The sequence below is a fragment of the Micromonospora sp. CNZ286 genome (assembly GCF_014207755.1).
On record NZ_JACHIZ010000001.1, the window covers coordinates 3406288 to 3428450 of the forward strand.

General features: G+C 71.6%; 26 protein-coding genes. 10 read left to right on the plus strand and 16 right to left on the minus strand.

The features are described 5' to 3' along the window. Positions 1-243: 243 nt before the first annotated feature. The 3 genes from FHX31_RS15490 to FHX31_RS15500 all read right to left on the minus strand — a co-directional run bounded on the left by FHX31_RS15490 (position 244) and on the right by FHX31_RS15500 (position 2516). On the minus strand, positions 244-465 hold the full coding sequence (locus FHX31_RS15490; protein WP_184976626.1) for a hypothetical protein: 222 nt from the start codon (positions 463-465) through the stop codon (positions 244-246). 701 nt (positions 466-1166) lie between these two features. Further along, positions 1167-1946, minus strand: a complete 780-nt coding sequence (locus FHX31_RS15495; RefSeq protein WP_184976628.1) for a transposase family protein — start codon at positions 1944-1946, stop codon at positions 1167-1169. A gap of 117 nt (positions 1947-2063) precedes the next feature. Beyond that, positions 2064-2516, minus strand: a complete 453-nt coding sequence (locus FHX31_RS15500) for a hypothetical protein (RefSeq protein ID WP_143025314.1) — start codon at positions 2514-2516, stop codon at positions 2064-2066. Between the two features lie 917 nt (positions 2517-3433). Here FHX31_RS15500 and FHX31_RS15505 point away from each other — a divergent pair. From FHX31_RS15505 to FHX31_RS15530, 6 genes are all read left to right on the plus strand, one after another. Continuing rightward, on the plus strand, positions 3434-3631 hold the full coding sequence (locus FHX31_RS15505) for a hypothetical protein (RefSeq protein ID WP_071095229.1): 198 nt from the start codon (positions 3434-3436) through the stop codon (positions 3629-3631). A gap of 267 nt (positions 3632-3898) precedes the next feature. Beyond that, positions 3899-4432, plus strand: coding sequence for a hypothetical protein (locus tag FHX31_RS15510; RefSeq protein ID WP_184976630.1), 534 nt, complete (start codon positions 3899-3901; stop codon positions 4430-4432). Then, positions 4429-4677, plus strand: a complete 249-nt coding sequence (locus FHX31_RS15515) for a hypothetical protein (protein WP_184976632.1) — start codon at positions 4429-4431, stop codon at positions 4675-4677. Before FHX31_RS15510 ends, FHX31_RS15515 begins: the two co-directional genes overlap by 4 nt. Further along, positions 4674-5141, plus strand: coding sequence for a hypothetical protein (locus FHX31_RS15520; protein ID WP_184976634.1), 468 nt, complete (start codon positions 4674-4676; stop codon positions 5139-5141). Before FHX31_RS15515 ends, FHX31_RS15520 begins: the two co-directional genes overlap by 4 nt. Further along, positions 5138-5809 (plus strand): helix-turn-helix domain-containing protein, encoded by a 672-nt coding sequence (locus FHX31_RS15525; RefSeq protein WP_184976636.1) that lies wholly within the window; start codon positions 5138-5140, stop codon positions 5807-5809. The genes FHX31_RS15520 and FHX31_RS15525 overlap by 4 nt, the downstream gene beginning before the upstream one ends. Then, positions 5806-6498 carry a DUF2637 domain-containing protein gene (locus FHX31_RS15530; protein WP_486481678.1) on the plus strand — a complete coding sequence of 231 codons (693 nt, stop codon included), beginning with the start codon at positions 5806-5808 and terminating at the stop codon, positions 6496-6498. Before FHX31_RS15525 ends, FHX31_RS15530 begins: the two co-directional genes overlap by 4 nt. A gap of 247 nt (positions 6499-6745) precedes the next feature. Here the strand turns inward: FHX31_RS15530 and FHX31_RS15535 are convergent, their stop codons facing one another. The 8 genes from FHX31_RS15535 to FHX31_RS15570 all read right to left on the minus strand — a co-directional run bounded on the left by FHX31_RS15535 (position 6746) and on the right by FHX31_RS15570 (position 10910). Then, positions 6746-6922 (minus strand): hypothetical protein, encoded by a 177-nt coding sequence (locus FHX31_RS15535; RefSeq protein WP_184976638.1) that lies wholly within the window; start codon positions 6920-6922, stop codon positions 6746-6748. Continuing rightward, positions 6897-7220, minus strand: a complete 324-nt coding sequence (locus FHX31_RS15540; protein WP_184976640.1) for a hypothetical protein — start codon at positions 7218-7220, stop codon at positions 6897-6899. The genes FHX31_RS15535 and FHX31_RS15540 overlap by 26 nt, the downstream gene beginning before the upstream one ends. Further along, on the minus strand, positions 7217-8590 hold the full coding sequence (locus tag FHX31_RS15545) for a phage major capsid protein (RefSeq protein WP_184976642.1): 1374 nt from the start codon (positions 8588-8590) through the stop codon (positions 7217-7219). The genes FHX31_RS15540 and FHX31_RS15545 overlap by 4 nt, the downstream gene beginning before the upstream one ends. A 214-nt stretch (positions 8591-8804) precedes the next feature. After that, positions 8805-9143, minus strand: a complete 339-nt coding sequence (locus tag FHX31_RS15550) for a hypothetical protein (RefSeq protein ID WP_184976643.1) — start codon at positions 9141-9143, stop codon at positions 8805-8807. A 1-nt stretch (position 9144) separates the two neighbouring features. Continuing rightward, positions 9145-9321, minus strand: coding sequence for a hypothetical protein (locus FHX31_RS15555; RefSeq protein WP_184976644.1), 177 nt, complete (start codon positions 9319-9321; stop codon positions 9145-9147). 47 nt (positions 9322-9368) lie between these two features. Continuing rightward, positions 9369-10337 carry an HNH endonuclease gene (locus FHX31_RS15560; protein ID WP_184976645.1) on the minus strand — a complete coding sequence of 323 codons (969 nt, stop codon included), beginning with the start codon at positions 10335-10337 and terminating at the stop codon, positions 9369-9371. Further along, the gene (locus FHX31_RS15565) at positions 10325-10684 is read right to left on the minus strand and encodes a hypothetical protein (protein WP_184976646.1); all 360 of its coding nucleotides are present in this window, start codon (positions 10682-10684) and stop codon (positions 10325-10327) included. Before FHX31_RS15565 ends, FHX31_RS15560 begins: the two co-directional genes overlap by 13 nt. A 40-nt stretch (positions 10685-10724) precedes the next feature. Continuing rightward, positions 10725-10910, minus strand: a complete 186-nt coding sequence (locus FHX31_RS15570; RefSeq protein ID WP_184976647.1) for a helix-turn-helix domain-containing protein — start codon at positions 10908-10910, stop codon at positions 10725-10727. A gap of 134 nt (positions 10911-11044) precedes the next feature. Between FHX31_RS15570 and FHX31_RS15575 the strand changes: the two genes are divergently transcribed. After that, complete coding sequence (locus FHX31_RS15575; RefSeq protein ID WP_184976648.1) at positions 11045-11473, plus strand: helix-turn-helix domain-containing protein; 429 nt, start codon at positions 11045-11047, stop codon at positions 11471-11473. Further along, positions 11460-12605 (plus strand): site-specific integrase, encoded by a 1146-nt coding sequence (locus tag FHX31_RS15580; protein WP_184976649.1) that lies wholly within the window; start codon positions 11460-11462, stop codon positions 12603-12605. The genes FHX31_RS15575 and FHX31_RS15580 overlap by 14 nt, the downstream gene beginning before the upstream one ends. A gap of 43 nt (positions 12606-12648) precedes the next feature. Here the strand turns inward: FHX31_RS15580 and metH are convergent, their stop codons facing one another. Next, positions 12649-16164 carry a methionine synthase gene (metH, locus tag FHX31_RS15585; RefSeq protein WP_176739680.1) on the minus strand — a complete coding sequence of 1172 codons (3516 nt, stop codon included), beginning with the start codon at positions 16162-16164 and terminating at the stop codon, positions 12649-12651. A gap of 241 nt (positions 16165-16405) precedes the next feature. Here metH and FHX31_RS15590 point away from each other — a divergent pair, with 241 nt between their 5' ends. Then, the gene (locus FHX31_RS15590; protein ID WP_013286081.1) at positions 16406-17275 is read left to right on the plus strand and encodes a PAC2 family protein; all 870 of its coding nucleotides are present in this window, start codon (positions 16406-16408) and stop codon (positions 17273-17275) included. Positions 17276-17390: 115 nt separating this feature from the next. Continuing rightward, positions 17391-18182, plus strand: a complete 792-nt coding sequence (locus tag FHX31_RS15595; protein WP_013286080.1) for a GntR family transcriptional regulator — start codon at positions 17391-17393, stop codon at positions 18180-18182. Positions 18183-18591: 409 nt separating this feature from the next. Here the strand turns inward: FHX31_RS15595 and mshC are convergent, their stop codons facing one another. From mshC to FHX31_RS15615, 4 genes are all read right to left on the minus strand, one after another. After that, positions 18592-19830: a cysteine--1-D-myo-inosityl 2-amino-2-deoxy-alpha-D-glucopyranoside ligase gene (gene mshC / locus FHX31_RS15600; protein ID WP_114920281.1), complete on the minus strand. Its 1239-nt coding sequence runs from the start codon at positions 19828-19830 to the stop codon at positions 18592-18594. A 67-nt stretch (positions 19831-19897) separates the two neighbouring features. Further along, positions 19898-20716, minus strand: coding sequence for an SCO1664 family protein (locus FHX31_RS15605; protein WP_013286078.1), 819 nt, complete (start codon positions 20714-20716; stop codon positions 19898-19900). After that, entirely contained in the window at positions 20713-21294 is a 582-nt protein-coding gene (locus FHX31_RS15610; RefSeq protein ID WP_013286077.1) for a DUF3090 domain-containing protein, read from the minus strand. The genes FHX31_RS15605 and FHX31_RS15610 overlap by 4 nt, the downstream gene beginning before the upstream one ends. Before the next feature lie 87 nt (positions 21295-21381). After that, positions 21382-22095, minus strand: coding sequence for a histidine phosphatase family protein (locus FHX31_RS15615; protein ID WP_030274036.1), 714 nt, complete (start codon positions 22093-22095; stop codon positions 21382-21384). Between the last annotated feature and the right edge of the window lie 68 nt (positions 22096-22163).

Sequence of the window (22163 nt, forward strand, 5' to 3'; positions counted from 1 at the left end):
GCCCGGCATCGAGCGAGACGATGACGCCGGCTCCGTCGGCACACCGCCACGACGATCCTGGACCGGCCCGCATCGCCCGGCCGGACGCGTGCCACCTGGTGACACCGTCGTCGGTGGTCTCCCGCGTCCAGGAGCCGGAAGCTCGACCGACCAACCGTCGCCCAGAGACCGCCGCGCGCCCCAAGTGTCACCTACGGCCGGCGTTGCGTGTGGTGGTGACCTCATCGGTGTGGACGCCGCCGATCAGCCGTTGCTGGGGCTGGTGATCCCGCGTCTTGCAAAGGACTCCGCGACCTCATCGAAGACGCCGCCGGCAAGCTCGGGCTGCGCGAGAGCATCGGACAACGGTAGCTCCAGTTGAGGGTCGTACCCGGGGAGGCCCGTGACCGCCTGGACCGCTTCGCCGAGTTGGTACATCGCCGCGACGACTGCCCAGGCATCGTCGCCCCGGTACCAGAAGGGCACCGTGATCCCGGCTCACTGTCGTGGCCGAGGCAATCGAGCGTCGCAACCGCCTCGTTCACTCCACGGTCGAGATCGGAGAAGTCTGGCGCGAGTACGCGGACGGGTCTGGCGGCGAGTGGGTGCATGTCATTACAGCGATGGGCGAGGATGACTGCGATGAGCACGACCTGCGCAGCGACCTCGCGTTACAGCAGCAAGCAACCTGCGAGCGGTGCGACTGCTCTACTTCCTTACGTTCGGACAGCGTCTGGATCCTGTCCCCGACCAGCGACGGGAGTAACCTCAACTCGTCTCGAATTGCGCCGCCATCCTCGCCTTGCAGCTCGCCAACCGCACGGGACCGAGCCCGCTTCGACATGTGCTGATGTTGAAGCGGAACTTTGGTCGGCTCACACGTGACCTGCGGCAATTTGGTGGGTACCCTGGTCGTGACCAATCTAGGGTCGCCGCCGCTGCTGGCTGGTTGCCGACGTTTTGACGGCGTCTTGTGCCCCCCCCCCCCCCCCCCCCCCCCCCCCCCCCCCCCCCCGGGGGGCCCCGAGCAGGTCCGCCACAGCCCGCCGTTCGCGGCGGCACCCACGCTTTAGGAACGGTGTAGCGCTGGCGCGAGCGCCATGAGTCCTGCTAGGACGTTGGCCTTCCGACTCCCTAAAGGACGTCTCGTAACTCGTTGAAGGCGTTGCCCGGGACCGGCGTTGGTGTCACCCGAGCAGGATGATGTTGTGCAGGTGGGCGATGCCGGCGGCGGTGTCGGTCAATGTGCTGGCGGCACGTCGATAGTCGCGCAGGATCTTGAAGCTCTTCATGCGGGCCAGAGCGTGTTCGACCTGGGCGCGGACCGTGCGGTGCTGCTTGTTCAGGTTTGTCTTCCACGCGGGTAGCTCGCTGCCGTCGGAGGGTTTGCGGTACGGGATGATCACCTCGGGGTTGCCGCGGTAGGCGCCGTCGGCCATGACCGGCCGCCCGGCCAGTTTCTGGTCGATGCCGGAGGTGCGGTAGACGATGGTGTCGTTGCGGTTGCCGGGCTGCGGGTCGCCGAGGGCGACGACGAGGCGGGTGTGGGCGTCGATGGCGACCTGCAGGTTCGTCGAGTAGCGGTAGTTCTTGCTCGGCGCGGCCAGGCGGCGGTCGCGGGTCGGGATGAGGGTGCCGTCGACGACCGTGATCTGGTCGACCCGACGACGGTGTCCCGGGGTGAGCGCCAGCAGCGGGCCGAGGGTGTCGATGACCCGGTGAGCGGCGGAGTGCGACACCCCGAACAGCGGGCCGATCTGCCGCATCGTCAAGTTCGTGCGCCAGTACGCGGCCACCAGCAGTACCCGGTCGGCGAGGTTGAGCGACCACTGCCGGCCCGGCCGACCATCAGCGATCGCGTCCCCGCCACGCTCGGCAACCAGCCGGACCAGCCTGCGGAACTGGGCAGGCTGCAGCCCGGTGAACGGGAAGATCCACTCCTGGCTGGCCGCCGAGATCACCTGCACCCCGACATGATCCATCATGGACCGGTCACCGAGTTACGAGACGTCCTTTAGCGGGACGCTTCATCATTCCGCACACGTTCCGGATTTTGCGACCCGACTGATTGCTGGTTACGGGGGCTAACCATCATCCGACTCAGCGACGATTGCTTCTACTAGGTCATTCAGCGACTTCCTCTTCAGAAACTTCCACCCCTGACGTAGTGTCCAGATTGCGGAAGCGCCAGACGCGAGGATGAAGATCGCCTCCCAGACGTCCTTATCAATTCCGAAAAAGGTCCTAAAATCGGCGGTAGCCAAACCGACAAATAGCGCAAGGAAAACACCTAGAGGCGCCAGAACGGAACTGACATCTACATGCAACGGGAGGCTTTTGCGCAGGGCCAACTCAATCTTGTCCCGAGTTGTGACGTGAACCTGTTGCGCAACGTTTACTGTCACTTTAGTTGTATTACTAATGGATCGCCCAAGGTCCACCTTCAAGGCGGGAGGCTTCCCACTTCGAGCCTCCGGCAGCGAGGCTCCTCGCTGCAATATTTCGCCTTCCGCAGACTGCCCACCCTGTTCGGTCACTCTGCATCCCCCTCAGCCGTCTCAAAGGCGGGGTCATTGAGGAGTCCCAACGCTCCGAGCGCATGCTCCGAAAGAAACCCACATCTCACACATGATGTAATCGCTACAGGTATCGCCAAGCCGCCTAGAGTGGTTTCTGACGATGACTTTTGCAGACTATGTGTTCCTAACCCTTGCTCCAGAAGGAACACTTCATGCCCGCAACGAGGGCAGGGCCTATCGGCACCACGCTTACTAAGCGCGTCAACAATCATGGCAAGCTGCCGCTTACCCAATAGGCGTTCTGGAATTTTTGGCTCAGGGTCTACGAGGATCACGCCCTAGATTATCCACTCCTTGGCTGACTCGCTACAGGCGCACGACCAGCCCCAGACTGATTGCCATCCCATATGTCATCGCCCCCCTGGGGAGCGGGCCACTGCCCGGCCCGCCTCGGTCAAGGCAGCCTTGACGTACGGACGGCCCCTGCCGGGACGGCTGAGTTGGCTTTCGTGTCACGGACCGTGCCCCCGGCGGACACCGTCACAGTGGCGCAGTTGACCTGACCTCGACCGGTACGGACCCGGCTCCTGAGGTCGGATCTGACCATCGGCGGCCACCCCTACCCCCGCCCAGGTGAGCAGTTGACGTGACGGTGAACCGCTGCGGAGCGGGCTCCTGGACGACCGGCCTGCTCTCGGCCGGACACCGCCCCCCCTGCTTGGTTCTTGCCGCGCGGACCCGGTGGCGCGTTACCTGCGCCGCACGGGCATGGCCGCGCGGCCCGGTCGGCTGTCGGCCCACCCCCCACCCTCAACGGCCTGTCGTTCTGCGGCGGCCCCTTGGGCTCCCCGCTTCCGCGCCAGCCGCCGGGCGTGTTGTGTGGCCGGAGTCGGAGCGCCAGCGGAGCGACGGACACGCGCCCCGGGCGGCGGCGCGTGCGGCCCGTTGCGGGCCGCCTTGACGCGGGCGAGAACATCAAGGCGCTATCGCTGTACCTCGGTCACGCCGACCCGGGCTTCACGCTGCGGGTCTACACCCACCTGCTGCCGACCAGCGAGGACCGCACTCGCCGGGCGATCGACACTGCGTTCGGGCACGGCCCGACTGACCCTGACGGCCTGGCGACGGCCTAGCCTGGTGCCGGAAGAGTGTTTGGGCAGCTCAGGAAGGGTGACGGCGTCACTTGGCGTTGAAGAGTTCTACTCAGGTCGCTGACCTGCCGCAATGGCCCTGAAGGGCCGGTGAGCAGCCAACACGGCGCTTGCTGATTCTCGTTAACTCGCGCGGTTTCTCGGTGGCGTGTGCCCCGAATGTGCCCCGCGAGGCCGCCAGATAGGCGGGCCCGGACGCGGTGATCGAAGCACCGGCCGGGCCCTTGATCGACTGTAAGGAGTCGACCCATGGGCAATCTACCGTTCATCCTGCCTGCGTGCGATCGGCCGGCCACGGTGCGGCTGGAGGTGTTCAGCAACACCAGCGAGGGCCTGCCGGGTTCGTTGGACGCCTCGGTCTACACGTGCGAGCAGCACGCCGACCCGGCGACGGACGCCATCGAGGGCACCAACCGGACCGCGCACCGGCTGCGGATGGCGCCGGACGTGCAGCGCACCTGCGGGCACGTCTACCTGTTCCCCACCGGTCAGCTGGCCGGGCACCCGGCGTGGTGCGACCTGGACGACTGCGGCCGCCGGTTGGAGCACCGCTCGGCGGTGGCGCACGTGGAGACGGGCCACCCGGAGCCGGTGATCGTGGACGTGGCGTTGGTCCAGGCGGTGAGCGAGGGCGCGGATCCGGCGCTGTCGTTGACGGTCGTGGACGGGCGGCGTACGCCGGTCCCGGCGTCGGAGCGGGTGCTGCTGTCCACGGGGCAGGCGACCGCGTTGGTGTACCGGGTGCGGCAGCTGGTCGACGCGGCCCGGGGCGGTCGGCGGTGAGCGGGCCGGCGGCGGTGGCCGCGGCGGCCGAGGCCGCGCCGGGCGTGGTGGCGCAGTTGCTGCGCTCGGTCGACGGGCGGGCGCGGGTGGAGGTGTTGCAGTGGCACCCGGTCGGGGAGCCGGGCGCGCCGGCGCCCGACCCGGCCGCGCCGGACGGGGTGCTGATCCTGTCCACGGCCGAGGCGGTGCGGCTGGCCGGGGTGCTGCTGGACCTGGCGGCGGCGGCCCGGTCGGGTGCGCGGTGAGCGGGCGGCGGGTGGCGATGGTCGGCCAGCCGGACGCCGAGCGGCGCGCGCCGCGGTGCCGTCCGGGCACGCGACGCAAGCCGTACCGGCCGGGCGGGGCGCACTCCGGCAAGGAGCTGGTGAGTTCGTTCCTGCTCGGGTTGCAGATCGGCGCGGCGCAGCGGCCGGCGCTCGGCCGGGGGCCGGCTGTCGACCCGCGCGAGATGGGCGAGCCGGAGTTGATGGCGGCGCTGGCCGAGGCGTACCAGCTGGGCCGGGAAGCGGCCGAGAGCGAGGCGTGCGCGCGGGATCTGCTGGTGTTCCTGACCGGGTACGCCGCGGCGACCGGTCCGGACGGTCACGCGGCCGATGAGCGGGTGTGGAAGGCGTACCTGGCCGGGTGTGAGGGCCGGGGCCTGCCGGACGCTCAGGAGGGCACTGAGGCGGCCGGGGACGGCGACGGGGAAGGCGGGCCGCGGCGGTGAGCGTGCGGGTGATGTCGTGGGTGTGGGACCACTCGCCGGTCGGCGGCACGGAGCGCCTGGTGCTGCTGGCGATCGCGGACTGCGCCGACGACGCCGGGGAGAACGCCTGGCCCTCGGTGGCCACCCTCGCCCGGAAGGTGCGCCTGGACGAGCGGACCGTGCAGCGGGTGATCCGGCGGCTGGTCGACGGCGGGCACCTGGCGGTGTCCGCGTCGGCCGGCGGCCGGGCCTCCAACCGGTACGCGGTGATCATGCGCGCTGGTGATGCAGATGCATCACCTGTTGCAGATGCAACACCTGGCGATGTGCCCCGGTCTGGGCCGGTGGCGGATTGCCACCCCGGCGATCTGCCACCCCGGCACGCTGCCCCCGCTGGGGTGGCGCTAGACGCCACCGCTGGGGTGGCGCTAGACGCCACCGCTGGGGTGGCGCAGCTGTGCCACCCAAACGTCCTTGAACGTCCTAGAACCATCCAGGCGCGCGAGCGGCGCCGGGCCGGCGGCCCGGCCGCGCCGGCGCGCGGCGTTCCTCGAGCGCCGCAACTGAGTGGATCCACTCAGCTGCGGGCCCGGCCGCCGGCGCGGTGCCCGGAGCACCCGGGCCAGTACGCCGGGCACTGCGGGCCGTGCCGCTCGGAGCAGATCGCACCGGTGGAGTCCGGCCGGTGAGCGGGCGGGAGCAGCTGGGCCGGATGCGGTGGGCGGTGCGGGGCACCCTCGCGCTGGGTGTGGCCGCGTCGGTGGCCGCGAACGTGCTGCACGCGCAGCCGAACCCGGTCAGCCAGACGATCGCGGGGTGGCCGCCGCTGGCGCTGCTGGTGACCATCGAGCTGATCTCCCGGGTGCCGGTGCACCGACGCGGCCTGGCGGCCGTGCGGCTGGGGGCCGCCGCGGTGCTGGCCGGGATCGCGGCGTGGGTGTCCTACTGGCACATGGTCGCGGTGGTGGCCCGGTACGGGGAGACGGGCGCGGCGCCGTACCTGATCCCGGTCAGCGTGGACGGCCTGGTCGTGGTGGCCAGCGTCTGCCTGGTCGAGCTGGCCGGCCGGATCCGGACCGCCGAGCAGGCCGCGGCCGTTGCGGTCGCGGTCGTCGACGGGCCGCCGGCGGACGTGCCGGCGGTGGTGCCGGCGCAGCGGGTGCGGGGACGGCGGCGCGGGGAGGCGGCGGAAGCGGTCGCGCGGGTGCTCGCCGAGCGGCCGGACATGTCCGCTAGCGAGGTTGCCGAGGCCGCAGCCGTGTCCGAGCGGCACGCGCGGCGGTTGCTGCGAGGTCTGGCCGCGCTGGCGCAGGGATCGAAGCAGGCTGATCGGCCGGTGGCGGCGGGATACGGCAAAGTTCAAAACTCGTCAGCGTGAAAAGGCACCTCAGCGCGGGGTAGTGGTCGATGCCTTGGCAGAGATTCGACCCCCACTCCCCCGGGGCGCTGCCGATGACGGTCGAGGGTAGTGCGGGTGCCGCGCCAGGTGGTGGACCTGGCGCGGCACCCGCGTGTCGGCCCGGGATGCGGGAAGCGGAGGTGCCGGCGAGCGGGCCTGCCGTCCGCTTGCCGCTGGCCGGTGACATCCCCGGCCGTGCTGCACCCCTGCTCACCCCGGGCCGGGCTCAGGTGCCGTCGTACGGTTTGTACCAGCTGCCCTGGCTGGCGGTGGGAGGCTCGCCCTCGCAGCGCTCGCCACTGCCCAGCGGTGGCCGCCGGTCCGGCCCGTTGCGCTCGCCGCCGGTCAGCGGCGACGCCTCGTCCCGGCGTGGCCGGTCACCGACCCTGTTGACCAGCCGCACGGCGCGCACCGCCTCTCGCGGTCGTCCCGGCGGCCTGGCCGTCGTCCAGGATGGTCCAGAGCCGGGTCTCGTAGTCGTAGACGCTGCGGCCCTCGGCCAGGGCGGCGGCGGCCCAGTCGGGCAGCAGCTCGCCGGGCACGAAGGTCACCTCGATGCCGGTGTCCGGGTGGACGCCGCGGACGTAGTCCGGCGCCGGCGTGCCGGTCGACGGGGCGGTCGCGCCGCCGCGTTCCATCGCGGCCCGGTCCGCCTTCAGCCGCTCGTGCTCGGTGATCGCGCCGATGTCGTGCACGGTCACGCTCCCTTCAGGGCCTTGTGCACCGCGAACGCACCCGGCCGGGCGACCTGCACGTCACCGCGCCAGTGCGCCAGGATGCCGATCTGGCCGGACTCGGCGTACCGCTCCGTGAGCGCCTGGATGGTCAGGTTCAGGCGCTGGCCGATGAGCAGCTGCGACCAGTCACCGACGAACAGGTCCGTCGCGGTGGTCATGGTGCCCTGGGTGTACGACGGCACCTGGTTGGTGGTGAACCAGTCGAGCTTGTCCACCTCGTTCGGCACGGCCAGGGGCTGGCCGGTGGAGTCGTACGCCTTGGCGTACTGGCGGGCGAGCTTGCTGGCCCAGATGCCGGCGTTGGGTTCCTCGTTGCGGTCGCGCACCGTGAAGATCGTGTCCAGCACCTCGTTCCAGTACGACAGCGCGGTCTGGGTGGTGCCGTTGGCCGCGGCGCCGCCGAGGACGTTGCCCGGCAGCGTGGCGTTGAGCGTGCCGAGCACGCCGCGGGGGTTCGGCGGGGTCGGCAGGTTGATCGTGCCGGCGCCGGAGGTGATCGACCCGTACAGGCCCACCAGGTCCAGTTGCAGCGCGATCGCCTTGGCGATGGCCATGGCCACGACCTGGCGGGAGTTCGGGCTGTCCTGGAACCACTCCATCGAGCCGACCACCAGGGCGCTCATGGTCTTGGCGTCCAGCGTCACGTTGTCGAACGTCGGGTCCGACGCGGTGATGGTCGAGCCCTCGGCGCGGAACGCGGCGGTCGGGTCGCCGGTCAGCCGGCCGATCTGGACCTGCTTGGCGTCCATGGGCACGATCCGCGCGCCGGCGCGCAGCACGGCGGCCATGTTGCGGGCCCGGTCGATGATCTCGCCCACCCACTCGGTGGGCACCACCGCCGACCCCGACGACGTGGTGATCGCGCGGACCAGGTTGCCGAGGTCGCCGTGGGCGTCCATCACGTGCCGGTCGGCCGCCTCGCGGGCCTGGGCCTGGGCGCGGACCACCGGGTGGTCGGCGAACCGCTTCCCCGGCTCCACCGCGGCGGGCAGCATGTCGTTGGTGCGCACCCAGCCGCCGGCGGCGCGGTCCGGGCCGTCGTTCTCGCCCGGCGCGCGGCTCGGGTCGCGGTCACGCTCCCGGGCCGACTCCTGCTCACCGATCCAGTCCGCGAGTTCGTCCGCGCGGTCGATCAGGTTGTCGAACTCCCGGGACTCGTCGGCGGTCAGGTTCCGGCCGCCGGCGTTCTCGGCCGTGCGCAGGATCTCCCGGGCCTTGTCGGTCAGCCGGGCGCGTTCCTGCTTGGCGCCGGGCACGTCGCTCGGGTTCCACACGTCCCGGGCCCGCTCGCGCGGGTGACGCGACAGCCGCTGACGGGGGGTCTTCTCAGGCATGATCGTTTTCCTTCCTTGGCGCCGTGCACACAGCAAACGAGCGCCGAACATCCAGACTGGACATGGCCCGCCGAGAGACGGCGGGGCGACGGGGCCGACCGCGGACAGGAGGGCCAGGGGCCCAACGCGGTGCACCGTTCGGATCGTTCACTGCCACCGGGCGGGGCCCGGGACCAGCGCCGCGGCAAGGAGGGCACGAAGCCCAACGCGGTGATCACGAGTGTAGGCCGGGGGCCTGACGATCCGGAAGCGGCGCGGCCGACACGTCGCCGGTGAGCAGCTGCTCACCGGCCCGGGACAGCGCGCCGAGCACCTCCCGCCGGCGGCCGGCCAGGTACCGGCGCGACAGCTCCTGGAGCAACTCGCCCGCCTCCGCGCCCCAGAAGGTGCGCACGCACTGCGGGCACACGATGTCCCCGCCCACCTGCACCACCACGGAGAACGGCGTGTGCCGGTCCTGGCGGCAGCCGACGCACCGCCGGCGGGCCGGGTGGCCGGTCCACGGCACCACGGCCAGGTCGTCCTCCAGGTCGAGCGCGTTCAGGTTCAGCACGTCAGGCCCTCTCGTCGTCGTGCTCGCCGAGACGACGCCGCTCGACGGCGGCCACCTCAGCCGGGATGGTCGGGAACACGGGCAGCGGATGCCGGGCGTCACCGGCACTGCCCGGCAACCGGCAGCGGCGGCAGAACAGCCGGCCCTGCCAATCGGCCGGCACGTTCGTGTCCGCCACGAACGGATGCGGCCGGACACGGGACCGGGCCGGCCGCCGGCGGCCGGTCACGGCGGGGGCCTGCTGGCCGGGCCGGGGTGGCCGGCGTGGTTGTCCGGAGAAGGGCGGGGCTGGCGTGCGTACGGGGAGGTGGAACGAGATCCGCGGTTGGTCGTGGGCGGACCGATCCGAGTAGCGGGCGGGGTGGAATGTCCCGCCTGTTCGCCGGGAGGACCAGGCACGGCGGCGGCCCCGTCCCGTCCCGGAGAGCTACGGATCCGGTCACCACCCGCGACCTGTCGCAAGTCCTGCGACAGACCTACGCCCGGACCTGCGACCGGACCTGCGACGGTTACAGGTCCGGTCACAGGTCCGTCGCGGGTCGACGTGGCCAGCTGCTCCAGGTCAACCAGGTGCATGTCCGCCTCGCGGGGCGTGCGCCGGCCCTTACGGTTGTTGCAGCCCCGGCACGCCACGACCAGGTTGTCCATGCCGCTGGCGATCTCCGGGTCCACATGATCGAACGTCAGCCCGTCGTCGGACACCCGATCGGAGAACCGGCACGCCTTGCCGCAGTACCGGCACCGGTCGCCGTCCCGGTCACGCACGGCGCGCTTCAGCTTCGCGTCGCGCAGCTCGCGCTTCTTCGCCCGGTGGACGTCGTTCTCGCTGCGGCTCGGGTTGTAGTCCAGGTAGTCATGGATCGCGTACGCGAAGTCCGGCGGCCACGTCCGGCCATCCAGGCACGGGCACGCCGGCGCAGCGCCGTCAGCGGCCCGCTGATGCAGCAGCGGCGCCCGACCGTACCGGGCACGCAGCAAACGCCGTGTCGTCGCGCTGGTGCCGTACTCCGCGACCACACCGGCGGTCACGAAGCCGTCCGTGCGCTCACTCGCGCACCACGCCAGAACCTGCAACCAGTGCCCCAGAGCCGCGTTGCGCTGCTCCTTGGCCCGCTCGCCCGTCACGCCGTCGGCGGCCAGGCCGCGGACCTTCATGCTCATCGAGATCCGGTCGTCCACCCTCACCCACGACACGGGCGCTCCACCGTCCGGAAGTCGTGCAGCCGGTAGGCGTACCCGTCGATCCACCAGTCACCGAGGCACGGGCACTCATCGCCGCGGCGGTGCAGGGCCGGCGGCCGGTCCAGCACCGGGGTGCACAGCGAATCGAGCACCGACTGACGGCCCCAGCACTGCGCCAGGGCGTCGAACCCGGTCAGGTAACCATCCGAGCGCAGATGCGCCGCGGTGGCCATCAACCGCGACCACGCCGCCTGGAGCCGGTCAACGCGGTCCCGGTCGACCCGGCCGGCCTTGTCCACGGCGAGCACCTTCCACACCGGATCGGCGGCATGATCGTCCGAACCGAGCCAGTACGTCACCCGGCACCGCCACGGACTGACCGGGGACGACTTGGGAAGGTCAGGCGCACTTGGACTTCTCGTCCAGCCACTTCTCGACGTCGGACCAGCGATAGCGCCGGTGGCGGCCGACCTTCGAGAACTTCGGTCCGGTGCCGTGATAAGCCCACTGATCGAGCGTCCGGACAGGGACACCGAGATACGTCGCCAGATCCTCTGATGTTGCGAGGGCGCGCCGCTCGCTCATTCTGTGCTCCTATCGCGCAGGAATGTGAGTTGAAAGCAACTCAACGTGTTGCCTTGCGCTGTGTCAAGCAGGCGCGCTAGTGTGCGCTCATGTCACAAGCGCCGCTGACGCCACATCGGACCATCGCTCAACGCGTGAAGAACCTGCGCCAGCGTCGCGGGCTGTCCGCGCAGCGGCTCGCGGACCGACTAGCCGGCGTCGGCATCCCATGGGATCGATCGATCGTGGCCAACCTGGAAAACGGGCGGCGGGCGGCGGTCAGCGTCGAGGAGTTCCTAGCCCTCGCATACGTGCTTGACGTCGCGCCGGTGCACTTGCTTGTGCCGATCGACGCCACGCAGGTGACGCCTTACCGGGTCGTGCCGGAGGGCAATCCGGTTGGCGCGTGGTTCGCTCGGGCGTGGGTTCGGGGGCAGACCGCGGTCGGCGGCGTCAACGCGAAGAACTACTTCGCGGAGGTTCCAGACGTTGAATGGGCGCCGCCATCGACGCAATGGACCCCGGAGATCGTAGAGGCGCAGAGCGAAGCCACGCAGCGGGCACGGGACGATGGCGAGCGTTGAGCGGCGGAAGGACGGCCGCCCCGGGTACGTCTGCCGGTGGCGCGACGAGTCAGGCCGCCAGCGGAAGAAGTCCTTCCCGCGCAAGGTCGACGCCGACCGCTACCGAGCCGAGGTCGAGCACAAGCTGAACACCGGCCAGTACATAGACCCCGCCGCCGGACGCGTCACGCTCCGGGAGTACGCCGAGCAGTGGCGCGCAGCCCAGGTGCACCGCGAGAACACCGCCAGCCGCACCAAGAGCCAGCTGCACCGGCACGTCTACCCCCGCCTCGGCGCCCGACCCATGGCCGCGGTGCGCAACAGCGAGCTACAGGCGTTCGTGACCTCGCTTGACCTCGCCCCGTCCAGCGTCCGACCCGTGTGGGGCACCCTTCGGGCCATCTTCGGCGCGGCCGTGCGGGACCGAGCGATCGGCCACGACCCGTGCGACGGGGTGAAGCTCCCCGAGCTGCCACACGCCGAGATCGTGCCACTCCTGCTGAGCCAGGTCGACGCCCTCGCCGAGGCGGTGCCAGCCCGGTACCGGGGCATGGTCGCGGCCGACGCTGGCTCGGGGCTGCGCCAGGGCGAGATCTTCGGCCTGGAGGTGCCGAAGGTGGACTTCCTGCGCCGCGAGATAACCGTCGACCAGCAGGTCCAGCCGACCGCCGGCGGCGGGGTGGTGGTGTGCCCGCCGAAGAACCGGCACAGCCGGCGGACGGTGCCGGTCGGCCAGGTGGTCGTCGACGAGCTGGCGGCGCACCTGGCCCGGTTCCCGGTCATGCCGGTGGAGGTGCTGGACACGACCGGGAAGCGGCCTGTGCGCCGGATGGCCCGGTTCGTGTTCACCGACCACGCCGGGCAGCCGCTGCACCGTAACGACTTCAACGCCGACGTCTGGAACCCGGCCCGCAAGGCGGCCGGCCTGCCCGCGGCGGGCATGCACGACCTGCGGCACTTCTACGCATCGCTGCTGGCCCGCGCGGGGCTCAGCCCTACCGCCGTGGCGAAGCTTCTCGGCCACGCGAACGCCTCGACCACGTTGCGGACCTACTCGCACTGGTGGCCGGACGACGACACCCGATCGCGGCAGGCGATCGACGACGCGTTCTGCCGCGATGTGCCCCGCCTGCGCCCCGCGACGGAGGGATGATCTATGTTCGGGCAGCTCAGAGCACGTGCACCCCCGGTGACGGCTACTTGGCGTTGAAGTAATTCGCCTCCGGGTGGTGCACCACGATCGCGTCGGTGGCCTGCTCCGGCACCAACTGGAACTCCTCCGACAACTGCACCCCGATCCGCTCGGCGCCCAGCAACTCCACGATCTTCGCCCGGTCCTCCAGGTCCGGGCAGGCCGGGTAGCCGAACGCGTACCGGCAGCCCCGGTAGTCGGTGCGCAGCAGGCCGGCCAGATCGGCCGGGTCCTCGTCGGCCACCGTGCCGCCGCCGGGCAGCACCAGTTCGGCCCGGATCCGCCGGTGCCAGTACTCCGCGAGGGCCTCGGTGAGCTGCACGGACAGGCCGTGCACCTCCAGGTAGTCGCGGTACTCGTTGCCGGCGAACATCTTCGCCGTGTACTCGCTGATCGGCTGCCCCACGGTGACCAGCTGCAACGCCACCACGTCGAGCTGGTCGCCCTTGGGCCGGAAGAAGTCGGCCAGGCACAGCCGCCGCTCCTGCCGCTGCCGGGGGAACGAGAACCGGGCCCGCTCGCTGTGCCCGTTCTCGTCCAGCACCACCAGGTCGTTGCCCTCGGAGTAGGCCGGGAAGTAGCCGTACACCACGGCCGCCTCCAGCACCTGGTCGGAGATCAGGCGGTCCAGCCAGTACCGCAGGCGGGGCCGGCCCTCGGTCTCGACCAGTTCCTCGTACGACGGGCCCTTCCCGCCACGGGCGCCGCGCAGGCCCCACTGGCCCAGGAACGTGGCCCGCTCGTCGAGCAGTGCCGCGTAGTCGGCCAGCGGCACACCCTTGACGACGCGGGTGCCGAAGAACGGCGGCTTCGGCACCGTCACGTCCACCGCCACGTCGGAGCGGACCGACGCGTCGTCCAGTTCGGGCAACGCCTCGCGCACCTGCGCCCGCTGCCGCTCGCGGCGCTCCCGGCGGGCCGCCAGTGCCGCCTCGCGCTCCGGGTCGACCATCGGCGCGCCGCCGCGCTTGGCCGCCATCACGCGGTCCATCAGGGACAGCCCTTCGAACGCGTCGCGGGCGTAGTGCACCTGGCCCGGGTAGATCGACCGCAGGTCGTCCTCCACGTACGCGCGGGTCAGCGCCGCGCCGCCGAGCAGCACCGGCCAGCGCTCGGCCACGCCTCGGGAGGCCATCTCGGCCAGGTTCTCCTTCATGATGACTGTGCTCTTGACCAGCAGGCCGGACATGCCGATCGCGTCGGCCCGGTGTTCCTCGGCGGCGTCGAGGATCGCGTTGATCGGCTGCTTGATGCCGATGTTGACCACGTCGTAGCCGTTGTTGGACAGGATGATGTCGACCAGGTTCTTGCCGATGTCGTGCACATCGCCCTTCACCGTGGCGAGCACGATCCGGCCCTTGCCGTCGTCGTCGGTCTTCTCCATGTGCGGCTCCAGGTAGGCCACCGCGGTCTTCATCACCTCGGCGGACTGGAGCACGAACGGCAACTGCATCTGGCCGGAGCCGAACAGCTCGCCGACCACCTTCATGCCGTCCAGCAGCAGGTCGTTGATGATGGACAGCGGCGTACGCCCCTGCGCCATCGCGGTGTCCAGGTCGGCCTCCAGGCCGTTGCGCTCGCCGTCGATGATCCGCCGCTTGAGCCGCTCGTCCAGCGGCAGCGCGGCCAGTTCCTCGGCCCGGGTGGCGCGCGCCGAGGCCGCGTCCACGCCCTCGAACGCCTCGATGAACCGCTGCACCGGGTCGTAGCCCTCGCGACGCCGGTCGTACACCAGGTCGAGCGCCACCTCACGCTGCTCGTCCGGGATCCGCGACATCGGCAGGATCTTGCTGGCGTGCACGATCGCCGAGGTCAGCCCGGCCTGGGCGCACTCGTGCAGGAAGACCGAGTTGAGCACCTGCCGGGCCGCCGGATTGAGGCCGAACGAGACGTTCGAGATCCCGGCGGTGAAGTTGACCCCCGGGTAGCGCGCGGCGATCTCCCGGATCGCCTCGATCGTCTCGATGCCGTCGCGGCGGGTCTCCTCCTGCCCGGTGGCGATCGGGAACGTCAGCGCGTCGATGAGGATGTCCTCCCGGCGCATCCCCCACCGGCCGGTCAGGTCGTCGATCAGCCGGCAGGCCACCCGTACCTTCCACTCGCGGGTGCGGGCCTGGCCCTCCTCGTCGATGAGCAGCGCCACGACGGCGGCGCCGTGCTCCCTGACCACCGGCATGATCCGCGCGTAGCGGGACTCGGGACCGTCGCCGTCCTCGAAGTTGACCGAGTTGACCACGCACCGGCCGCCGAGCATCTCCAGCCCGGCCTCGATCACGGCCGGTTCGGTGGAGTCCAGCACGATCGGCAGCGTCGAGGCGGTGGCGAACCGGCCGGCCAGCTCCCGCATGTCCTGCGTGCCGTCACGGCCCACGTAGTCGACGCAGAGGTCCAGCAGGTGCGAGCCGTCCCGGGCCTGGCTGCGCGCGACCTCCACACAGGCCTGCCAGTCCCCGGCGAGCATGGACTCGCGGAACGCCTTCGAGCCGTTGGCGTTGGTCCGCTCCCCCACCATCAGGATGCTCGCGTCCTGGGCGAACGGCACGTGGTGGTAGATCGAGGAGACCCCGGCCTCCGGCTCGGGTTCCCGCGCCACCGGCGCCCGCCCGCCGAGTCGCTCCACCAGCACCCGGATGTGCTCCGGGGTGGTGCCGCAGCAGCCGCCGATCAGGGCCACGCCGTAGTCGGTGACGAACTGCTCCAGCGCGTCGGCCAGCTCGTCCGGGCTGAGCGGGAAGTACGCCCCGTCGGCGGTCAGCACCGGCAGGCCCGCGTTCGGCATCACCGAGATCGGGATACGCGAGTGCTGCGCCAGGTAGCGCAGGTGCTCGCCCATCTCGGCCGGGCCGGTGGAGCAGTTCAGCCCGATCAGGTCGACGCCCAGCGGCTCGATCGCTGTCAGCGCGGCGCCGATCTCGCTGCCGAGCAGCATGGTGCCTGTCGTCTCCACCGCGACCTGGCAGATGATCGGGACGTCCCGGCCGGCCTCGGCGCGGGCCCGCTTCGACCCGACCACCGCCGCCTTGACCTGGAGCAGGTCCTGGCAGGTCTCGATGATCAGCGCGTCCGCTCCGCCGGCGATCAGGCCGGCGGCGTTCTCCTGGTACGCGTCGCGCAGCGAGGCGTAGCTCGCGTGCCCGAGGGTGGGCAGCTTGGTGCCCGGACCCATCGAGCCGAGCACGAACCGGGGATGCTCCTCCGTCGCGTACGCGTCGGCGGCCTCCCGCGCGATCCGCGCGCCCGCCTCGGACAGCTCCCGGATGCGGCCGGGGATGCCGTACTCGGCGAGGTTGGGCAGGTTCGCGCCGAACGTGTTGGTCTCCACGCAGTCGGCGCCCGCGGCCAGGTAGGCGTCGTGCACGCCGCGGACCACGTCCGGGCGGGTCACGTTGAGGATCTCGTTGCAGCCTTCCAGGCCGTCGAAGTCGTCGAGGGTGAGGTCGGCGGCCTGGAGCATCGTCCCCATCGCGCCGTCCGCGATCAGGATCCGATCGGCCAGCAGGTCACGCAACGAAATAGGCACATGCCCCAGGTTAGTGCGCCCGAGTGCGGCAGAGTCACCCGAACCGGGCCTTCCCACATTCTGCCCACCGGGCCGGCGTACACCTTTCCGCCGGTTCGCCCGAGTGGTCCGGCCCGGCGACCGGCGCGGCCGACGGGCCGGGCCCGGCGGCGGCACGTAGGCTGACGGACGTGAAGGACAACTGGGGTGCGACAGTGCGACGGGGCGGCGCCGCGCCCGACGAGCAGGGTGAGGTGACGGCGTGACCGAGTTCGACGGGCTGCCGGTACTGCGCTCGCCGGTCGCCATCGCGGCCTTCGAGGGCTGGAACGACGCCGCCGACGCCTCCACCGCCGCCGTGGAACACCTGGAACAGGTCTGGCAGGCCCGGGAGGTGACCGAGCTGGACCCGGAGGACTTCTACGACTTCCAGGTGAGCCGCCCGACGATCACCATGGCCGACGGGGAGACCCGGCGCGTCGAGTGGCCCACCACGCGCTTCATGGTGGCCAGCCCGGAGGGCACCGAGCGCGACGTGGTGCTGATCCGCGGCATCGAGCCGAGCATGCGCTGGCGTACGTTCTGCGAGCAGGTGCTGGAGATCTGCCACAGCCTGGAGGTCGAGCGGGTGGTGCTGCTCGGCGCGTTGCTGGCCGACGTGCCGTACACCCGGCCGCTGCCGATCAGCGGCAGCGCGTCGGACGCCGACGCGGCCAAGCGCTACCAGCTCACCCCCACCCGGTACGACGGGCCGACGGGCATCGTCGGCGTGCTGCACGACGCCTGCACCCGGGCCGAGGTCGACGCGGTGTCGTTCTGGGTGCACGTGCCGCACTACGCCAACAACCCGCCCTGCCCGAAGGCCACCCTCGCCCTGCTGCACCGGGTCGAGGAGGTGCTCGACCTGCCGGTGCCGATGGCCGACCTGGCCGAGGAGGCAGCCGAGTGGGAGCAGCGGGTGCGCAGCGCCGCCGAGCAGGACGCCGAACTCGGCGAGTACGTCCGTGAGCTGGAGGAACGGGTCGGCGACGCCGGCATCACCCCGTTGACCGGGGACGAGATCGCCCAGGAGTTCGAGAAGTACCTGCGCCGCCGCGGCGGTTCCGCCGGGCCGACAGCGGGTTCCTGGTAGCACCCTTCCGTCGAAGCCGGGCTCCCCTGCCGGGGCCCGGCTTCTTCGTGTCCGGGGTGGCGCCGTCACACCCGCTAGGGCATCCTAGGAACCTAGCTGTTGTGAGGAGGCGGGCATGCAGATCAACCCCGGCGCGGCCGAGTTCCCGCACCGGCAGATCGCCGCGCAGCTCAAGGCCCAGGTGCGCCGCGGCGACTGGGGCCCGGGCGAGCGGCTGCCGTCCATCCCGGCCATCGCCGAGATGTTCGGCGTCGCGAAGCAGACCGTGCAGCGCGCCGTCGACCAGCTGCGGGTCGAGGGCATCCTGATCACCAAACCCGGCTCCGGTACGTACGTCCGGGGCACCCGGCGCCGCCTCAACCGCCTGTCCCGGGGCCGATACGGCGGCTTCCGCGGCTACCACACCGACCTGGCCGCCCGGTACCGCCAGCAGCTCGTCTCCGTCGGCCGCTCCCCCGCCCCGTCCGAGGTGGCCGACGCGTTCGGCGTCGCCGACGGCACCGAGCTGCTCTGCCGGCGGCACCTGGTACGCACCGACGACTCCCCGGTCGAGGTCGGCGCGTCCTGGTTCCTGCCCGCCGACACCGCCGGCACGTCACTGGAGCGGGCCGAGGCATTCGGCCGGCCGCTGTACCAGGAGGCGGAGGAGGTCACCGGCCGGCGGTACGTCACCGCCACCGACACGATCAGCGCCCGCCAGCCCAGCCGGGAGGAGGCGGAGATCCTCCAGATCCGCCCGGACACGCCGGTGCTGCACCTGCTGCACGTCGCCTACGACGAGCGGCACAAGCCGATCGAGGTCGCCCAGGCCACCTGGCCCGGCCCGATGACCACGTTGACCGAGGAGTACAAGATCCCCGCCCCCGCTCCCGACCAGGACCCCGACCCCGGCCTGGTCCTGGGCTGACCCGCCCTCGTCGTCCGGCCCCGGCACCCCGGCGATCTTGCACTTCCCGCCCCGGCGAACGGGACATTCACGACACCCACGGGGCCACAACTGCAAGATCGCCGAGTCAGCGGTCGGGTCGCCAGCGCACGGAGCAGCCGGGGGCCGGCCACACCCGAGTGGAACATCACGTGTGTCAAACCGTCCTCGACGCACCCACCACGTTCCACCCACGCCACACCCGCCCCCCCGGACGGCGCGATCTTGCGGTTGCGGCCCCCGCGAACCGGGCAAAAGCGCCGGAACGTGGGCCGCAAGTGCAAGATCGAGCGCGAGCAGGGCGAGCAGGGCGAGCAGGGCGAGCAGGGCGCGCAGGGCGCGCAGGGCGCGGCGCGAGGGCGATGAGACGCGGCGGAAGGACGGGGCGGAGCTAGAGGGCGATGCCGAGGAGGGCGTCCACCGTGTCTCGGAAGAGGGCCGGAGCGGTCTCGTCGTCCGTGACGCCGTTCAGGGTTCCTTCGGCCCAACGGTCGGCCGCCGCCAGGGCACCCGGCGTGTCCAGGTCGTCGGCCAGGCGCTCGCGTACCGCGGCCAGCAACGCCGCCCCCGACGGCCCGGCCGGCGCGGCGGCGGCCCGCCGCCAGCGGCCCAGCCGCTCCTGCGCCGCGGTGAGCAGGTCGTCGGTCCAGGAGCGGTCGCTGCGGTAGTGCCCGCTCATCAGCGCCAGCCGGACCGCCATCGGGTCGACCTTGTCGGCCCGCAGCCGGGACACGAAGACCAGGTTGCCCTGGGACTTCGACATCTTCTCGCCGTCCAGGCCGATCATGCCGGCGTGCACGTAGTGGTCGGCGAACGGTGCCTCGCCGGTCAGCCGCTCGGCGTGCGCGGCGGAGCACTCGTGGTGCGGGAAGATCAGGTCGTTGCCGCCGCCCTGCACGTCGATCCGGTCGCCGAGCAGGTTCAACGCGATGACTGTGCACTCGATGTGCCAGCCGGGACGGCCCGGGCCCAGGTCGCCGCCGGGCCAGGACGGCTCGCCCTCGCGGGCGCCGCGCCACAGCAGCGGGTCGAGCGGGTCGCGCTTGCCGGCGCGTTCCGGGTCGCCGCCGCGCTCGGCGAACAGCTCGATCATCTGCTCGCGGGTCAGGTTGGACTCGTAGCCGAACCGGGGCGCGGCGGAGATGTCGAAGTAGACGTCGCCGGTGCCGTCGTCGAGCCGGTACGCCGCGCCGTCCTTGAGCAGCATCAGCACCTTCTCGGCGATGTCCGGGATCGACTCGACCGCGCCGACGTAGTGCGCCGGCGGGATCATCCGCAGCGCCTCCATGTCCTCGCGGAACAGCGCGGTCTCCCGCATGGCCAGGACCTTCCAGTCCTCGCCGTCGCGCTCGGCGCGCTCCAGCAGCGGGTCGTCGATGTCGGTGACGTTCTGCACGTACCGCACGTCGAGGCCGGCGTCGCGCCACATCCGCTGCACCAGGTCGAACGTGATCATGGTGGCGGCGTGCCCGAGGTGCGTCGCGTCGTACGGGGTGATGCCGCAGACGTACATCGAGGCCGCGCCCTCGGGCCGGCTGGGATGGGCGCCCTGCCGCGCCGAGTCGTACAACCTCAGCGACACGCCCTCGCCGGGCAGCCGTGGCACGTCATGTCCCGCCCAAGACTCCATGACCGCCAGCCTAACGATCCGTCAGGCGCTCGGGTGCCGCCCTACGGGTGATCAACGCGACAGCAGCTCACATGGGTGGCCAGGGCATCGCCGGCCACTCCTGCGGCGGCAGGGGGAACCGGCCGCTCTCGCGCAGCCGCTCGACCCGTTCCGCCAGCGCGGCCAGCTCACCGATGGTCAGGTGCTCGGCCAGTTCCTCACCGAGCGGCCCGCGGAGCTGCCCGGCCAGGCCGTCGAGCATCTCCACCGCGTCCGGCGGCAGTTCGCGGCCGGCCCAGCCCCACAGGACCGTACGCAGCTTCTCCTCGACGTGGAAGCTCACGCCGTGGTCGACGCCGTAGATCCGGTCGTCCGGGCCGACGAGCACGTGCCCGCCCTTGCGGTCGGCGTTGTTGATGATCGCGTCGAGCACGACGAGCCGGGCCAGGCGGGGGTCGTCGGCGTGCGCCAGCGCGTACGCCGCCCCGTCGTCGTCGCGCGCCGCGGCGACCGGGAACCAGCGCGGCGGGATCTCCCGCGCCGGCACGAATCCGACGAGCGGCTCGGCGTCGTCCGGCTCGTCGATCCAGAGCTGGCACGAGCCGGGGCCGAACGGGCCGTCGCGCAGCACCGTGGGCGGAACCAGGTCCCAGCCGGTGGCCCGGGACACCAGGTAGGCGGACACCTCCCGGCCGGCGAGCGTGCCGTCCGGGAAGTCCCAGAGCGGGCGCTCGCCGCGTACCGGCTTGTAGACACAGTGCGCTGTCACGTCGCCGAGCGCGATGACGCCGCGCAGCGTCGCGTTGGAGGCGTCGACGAGCCGCCCCTCCAGGGTCAGCTCACCGTCGGCGAGCAGCCGCAGCGCCTCGGCGCCGTCCTGTCGGGGCTGCAGTTCCGACGAGGTCACCGGTGATAGCCGTTGTGCCGGGGGCAGAGGTGACCGGCCGGGTCGAGCGGCTGGCCGCACAGCGGGCAGGGGGGCCGGCCGGCGTTCACGACGCGCTTGGCCCGTTCGATGAACTCGCGGGTCGCCTCCGGGGTCAGCCGCACCCGCAGGCGGTCGAGGTCGTCGTCCGGCTCGTCCGGGTCCTCGTCGGCGTCGTCGTCCGCGTCGCCCAGCTCGACCTCGACCTCGGCCTCACCGACGGCGATCGCCTCGATCACCACGGTGGCGGTGTCCACGTCGAAGGCCAGGCCCAGCGTGCCGACCCGGAACTCCTCGTCCACAGGCGTGTCGAGCGGCTCGTTGTCGCCGGTCACGGTGGTGACCGGCTCCGGAAGCTTCACGCCGAAGCGGCGCTGCGCCTCGGCGAGCAGCTCCTCCAGCTTCTCGGCGAGCAACGACACCTGGACCTTCTCCAGCGACACGCTGACCAGCCGGCCGCCGCCGCGCGCCTGGAGGAAGAACGTGCGCTCCCCCGGCGGGCCGACCGTACCGGCGACGAACCGCTCCGGCGGCTCGAAGGCGTGCACCTGGTGCGTCATACCCACGACCCTATCCGGCGTGTGGAAGCACCGCGCAGCCCACCGACGCCGAATCCGCCCAGAGCGAACGCGCCGCGTACGCCCGCTTCACCCGGCCGCGCCCGCGCCTCCACCGACCGCCGCGTCGGACTCGGCCGCCCGCGCCGGTCGCCGGCGCCGCTTGCGCGGCGGCGGGACCAGCGCCGACAGGTCACCGCCGGTGTCGTTGAGCCGGACCAGGAACGGCCGCAACGGGGTGTAGCGGATCGCCGTCACCGACGCCGGGTCGGCCACGATCCGCTGAAAAAGATCAAGGTGTACGCCGAGCGCGTCCGCCACGATCGCCTTGATCACGTCGCCGTGGCTGCACGCCAGCCAGATGGCCTCCGGTCCGTGCTCGGCGGTGACCCGGGCGTCCCACGCCCGTACCGCGGCGACCGCGCGCGCCGACATCGCCGCCATCGACTCGCCCTGCGGGAACGCGGCGGCGCTCGGGTGCTGCTGCACCACCGGCCAGAGCGGCTCCTTCGCCAGCTTCTTCAGCGACTGCCCCTCCCAGTCGCCGTACCCGCACTCGATCAGCCCTTCGTCGACGACCGGCTCGGCGCCGGGAAGCGCCAGCTCGAGGGTCTGCCGGCAGCGGATGAGCGGGCTGGTCACCACCGCCGCCAGCGGCAGCCCGGCGAGGCGCCCCCCGACCGCCGTGGCCTGCGCCCGGCCGGTGTCGTCCAGCTCGACCGGTTGCCGCCCGGCCAGGCCGCCGTCGGCGTTCGCGGTAGTCCGGCCGTGTCGCAGAAGCAGAAGGGTCGCCACGCTGACCACCCTAGGCGGTACGTCCCCCCGATGATCGTCCCGCCACGACAGCTCGTTCCCCGGCCGTTCCCGGCTCC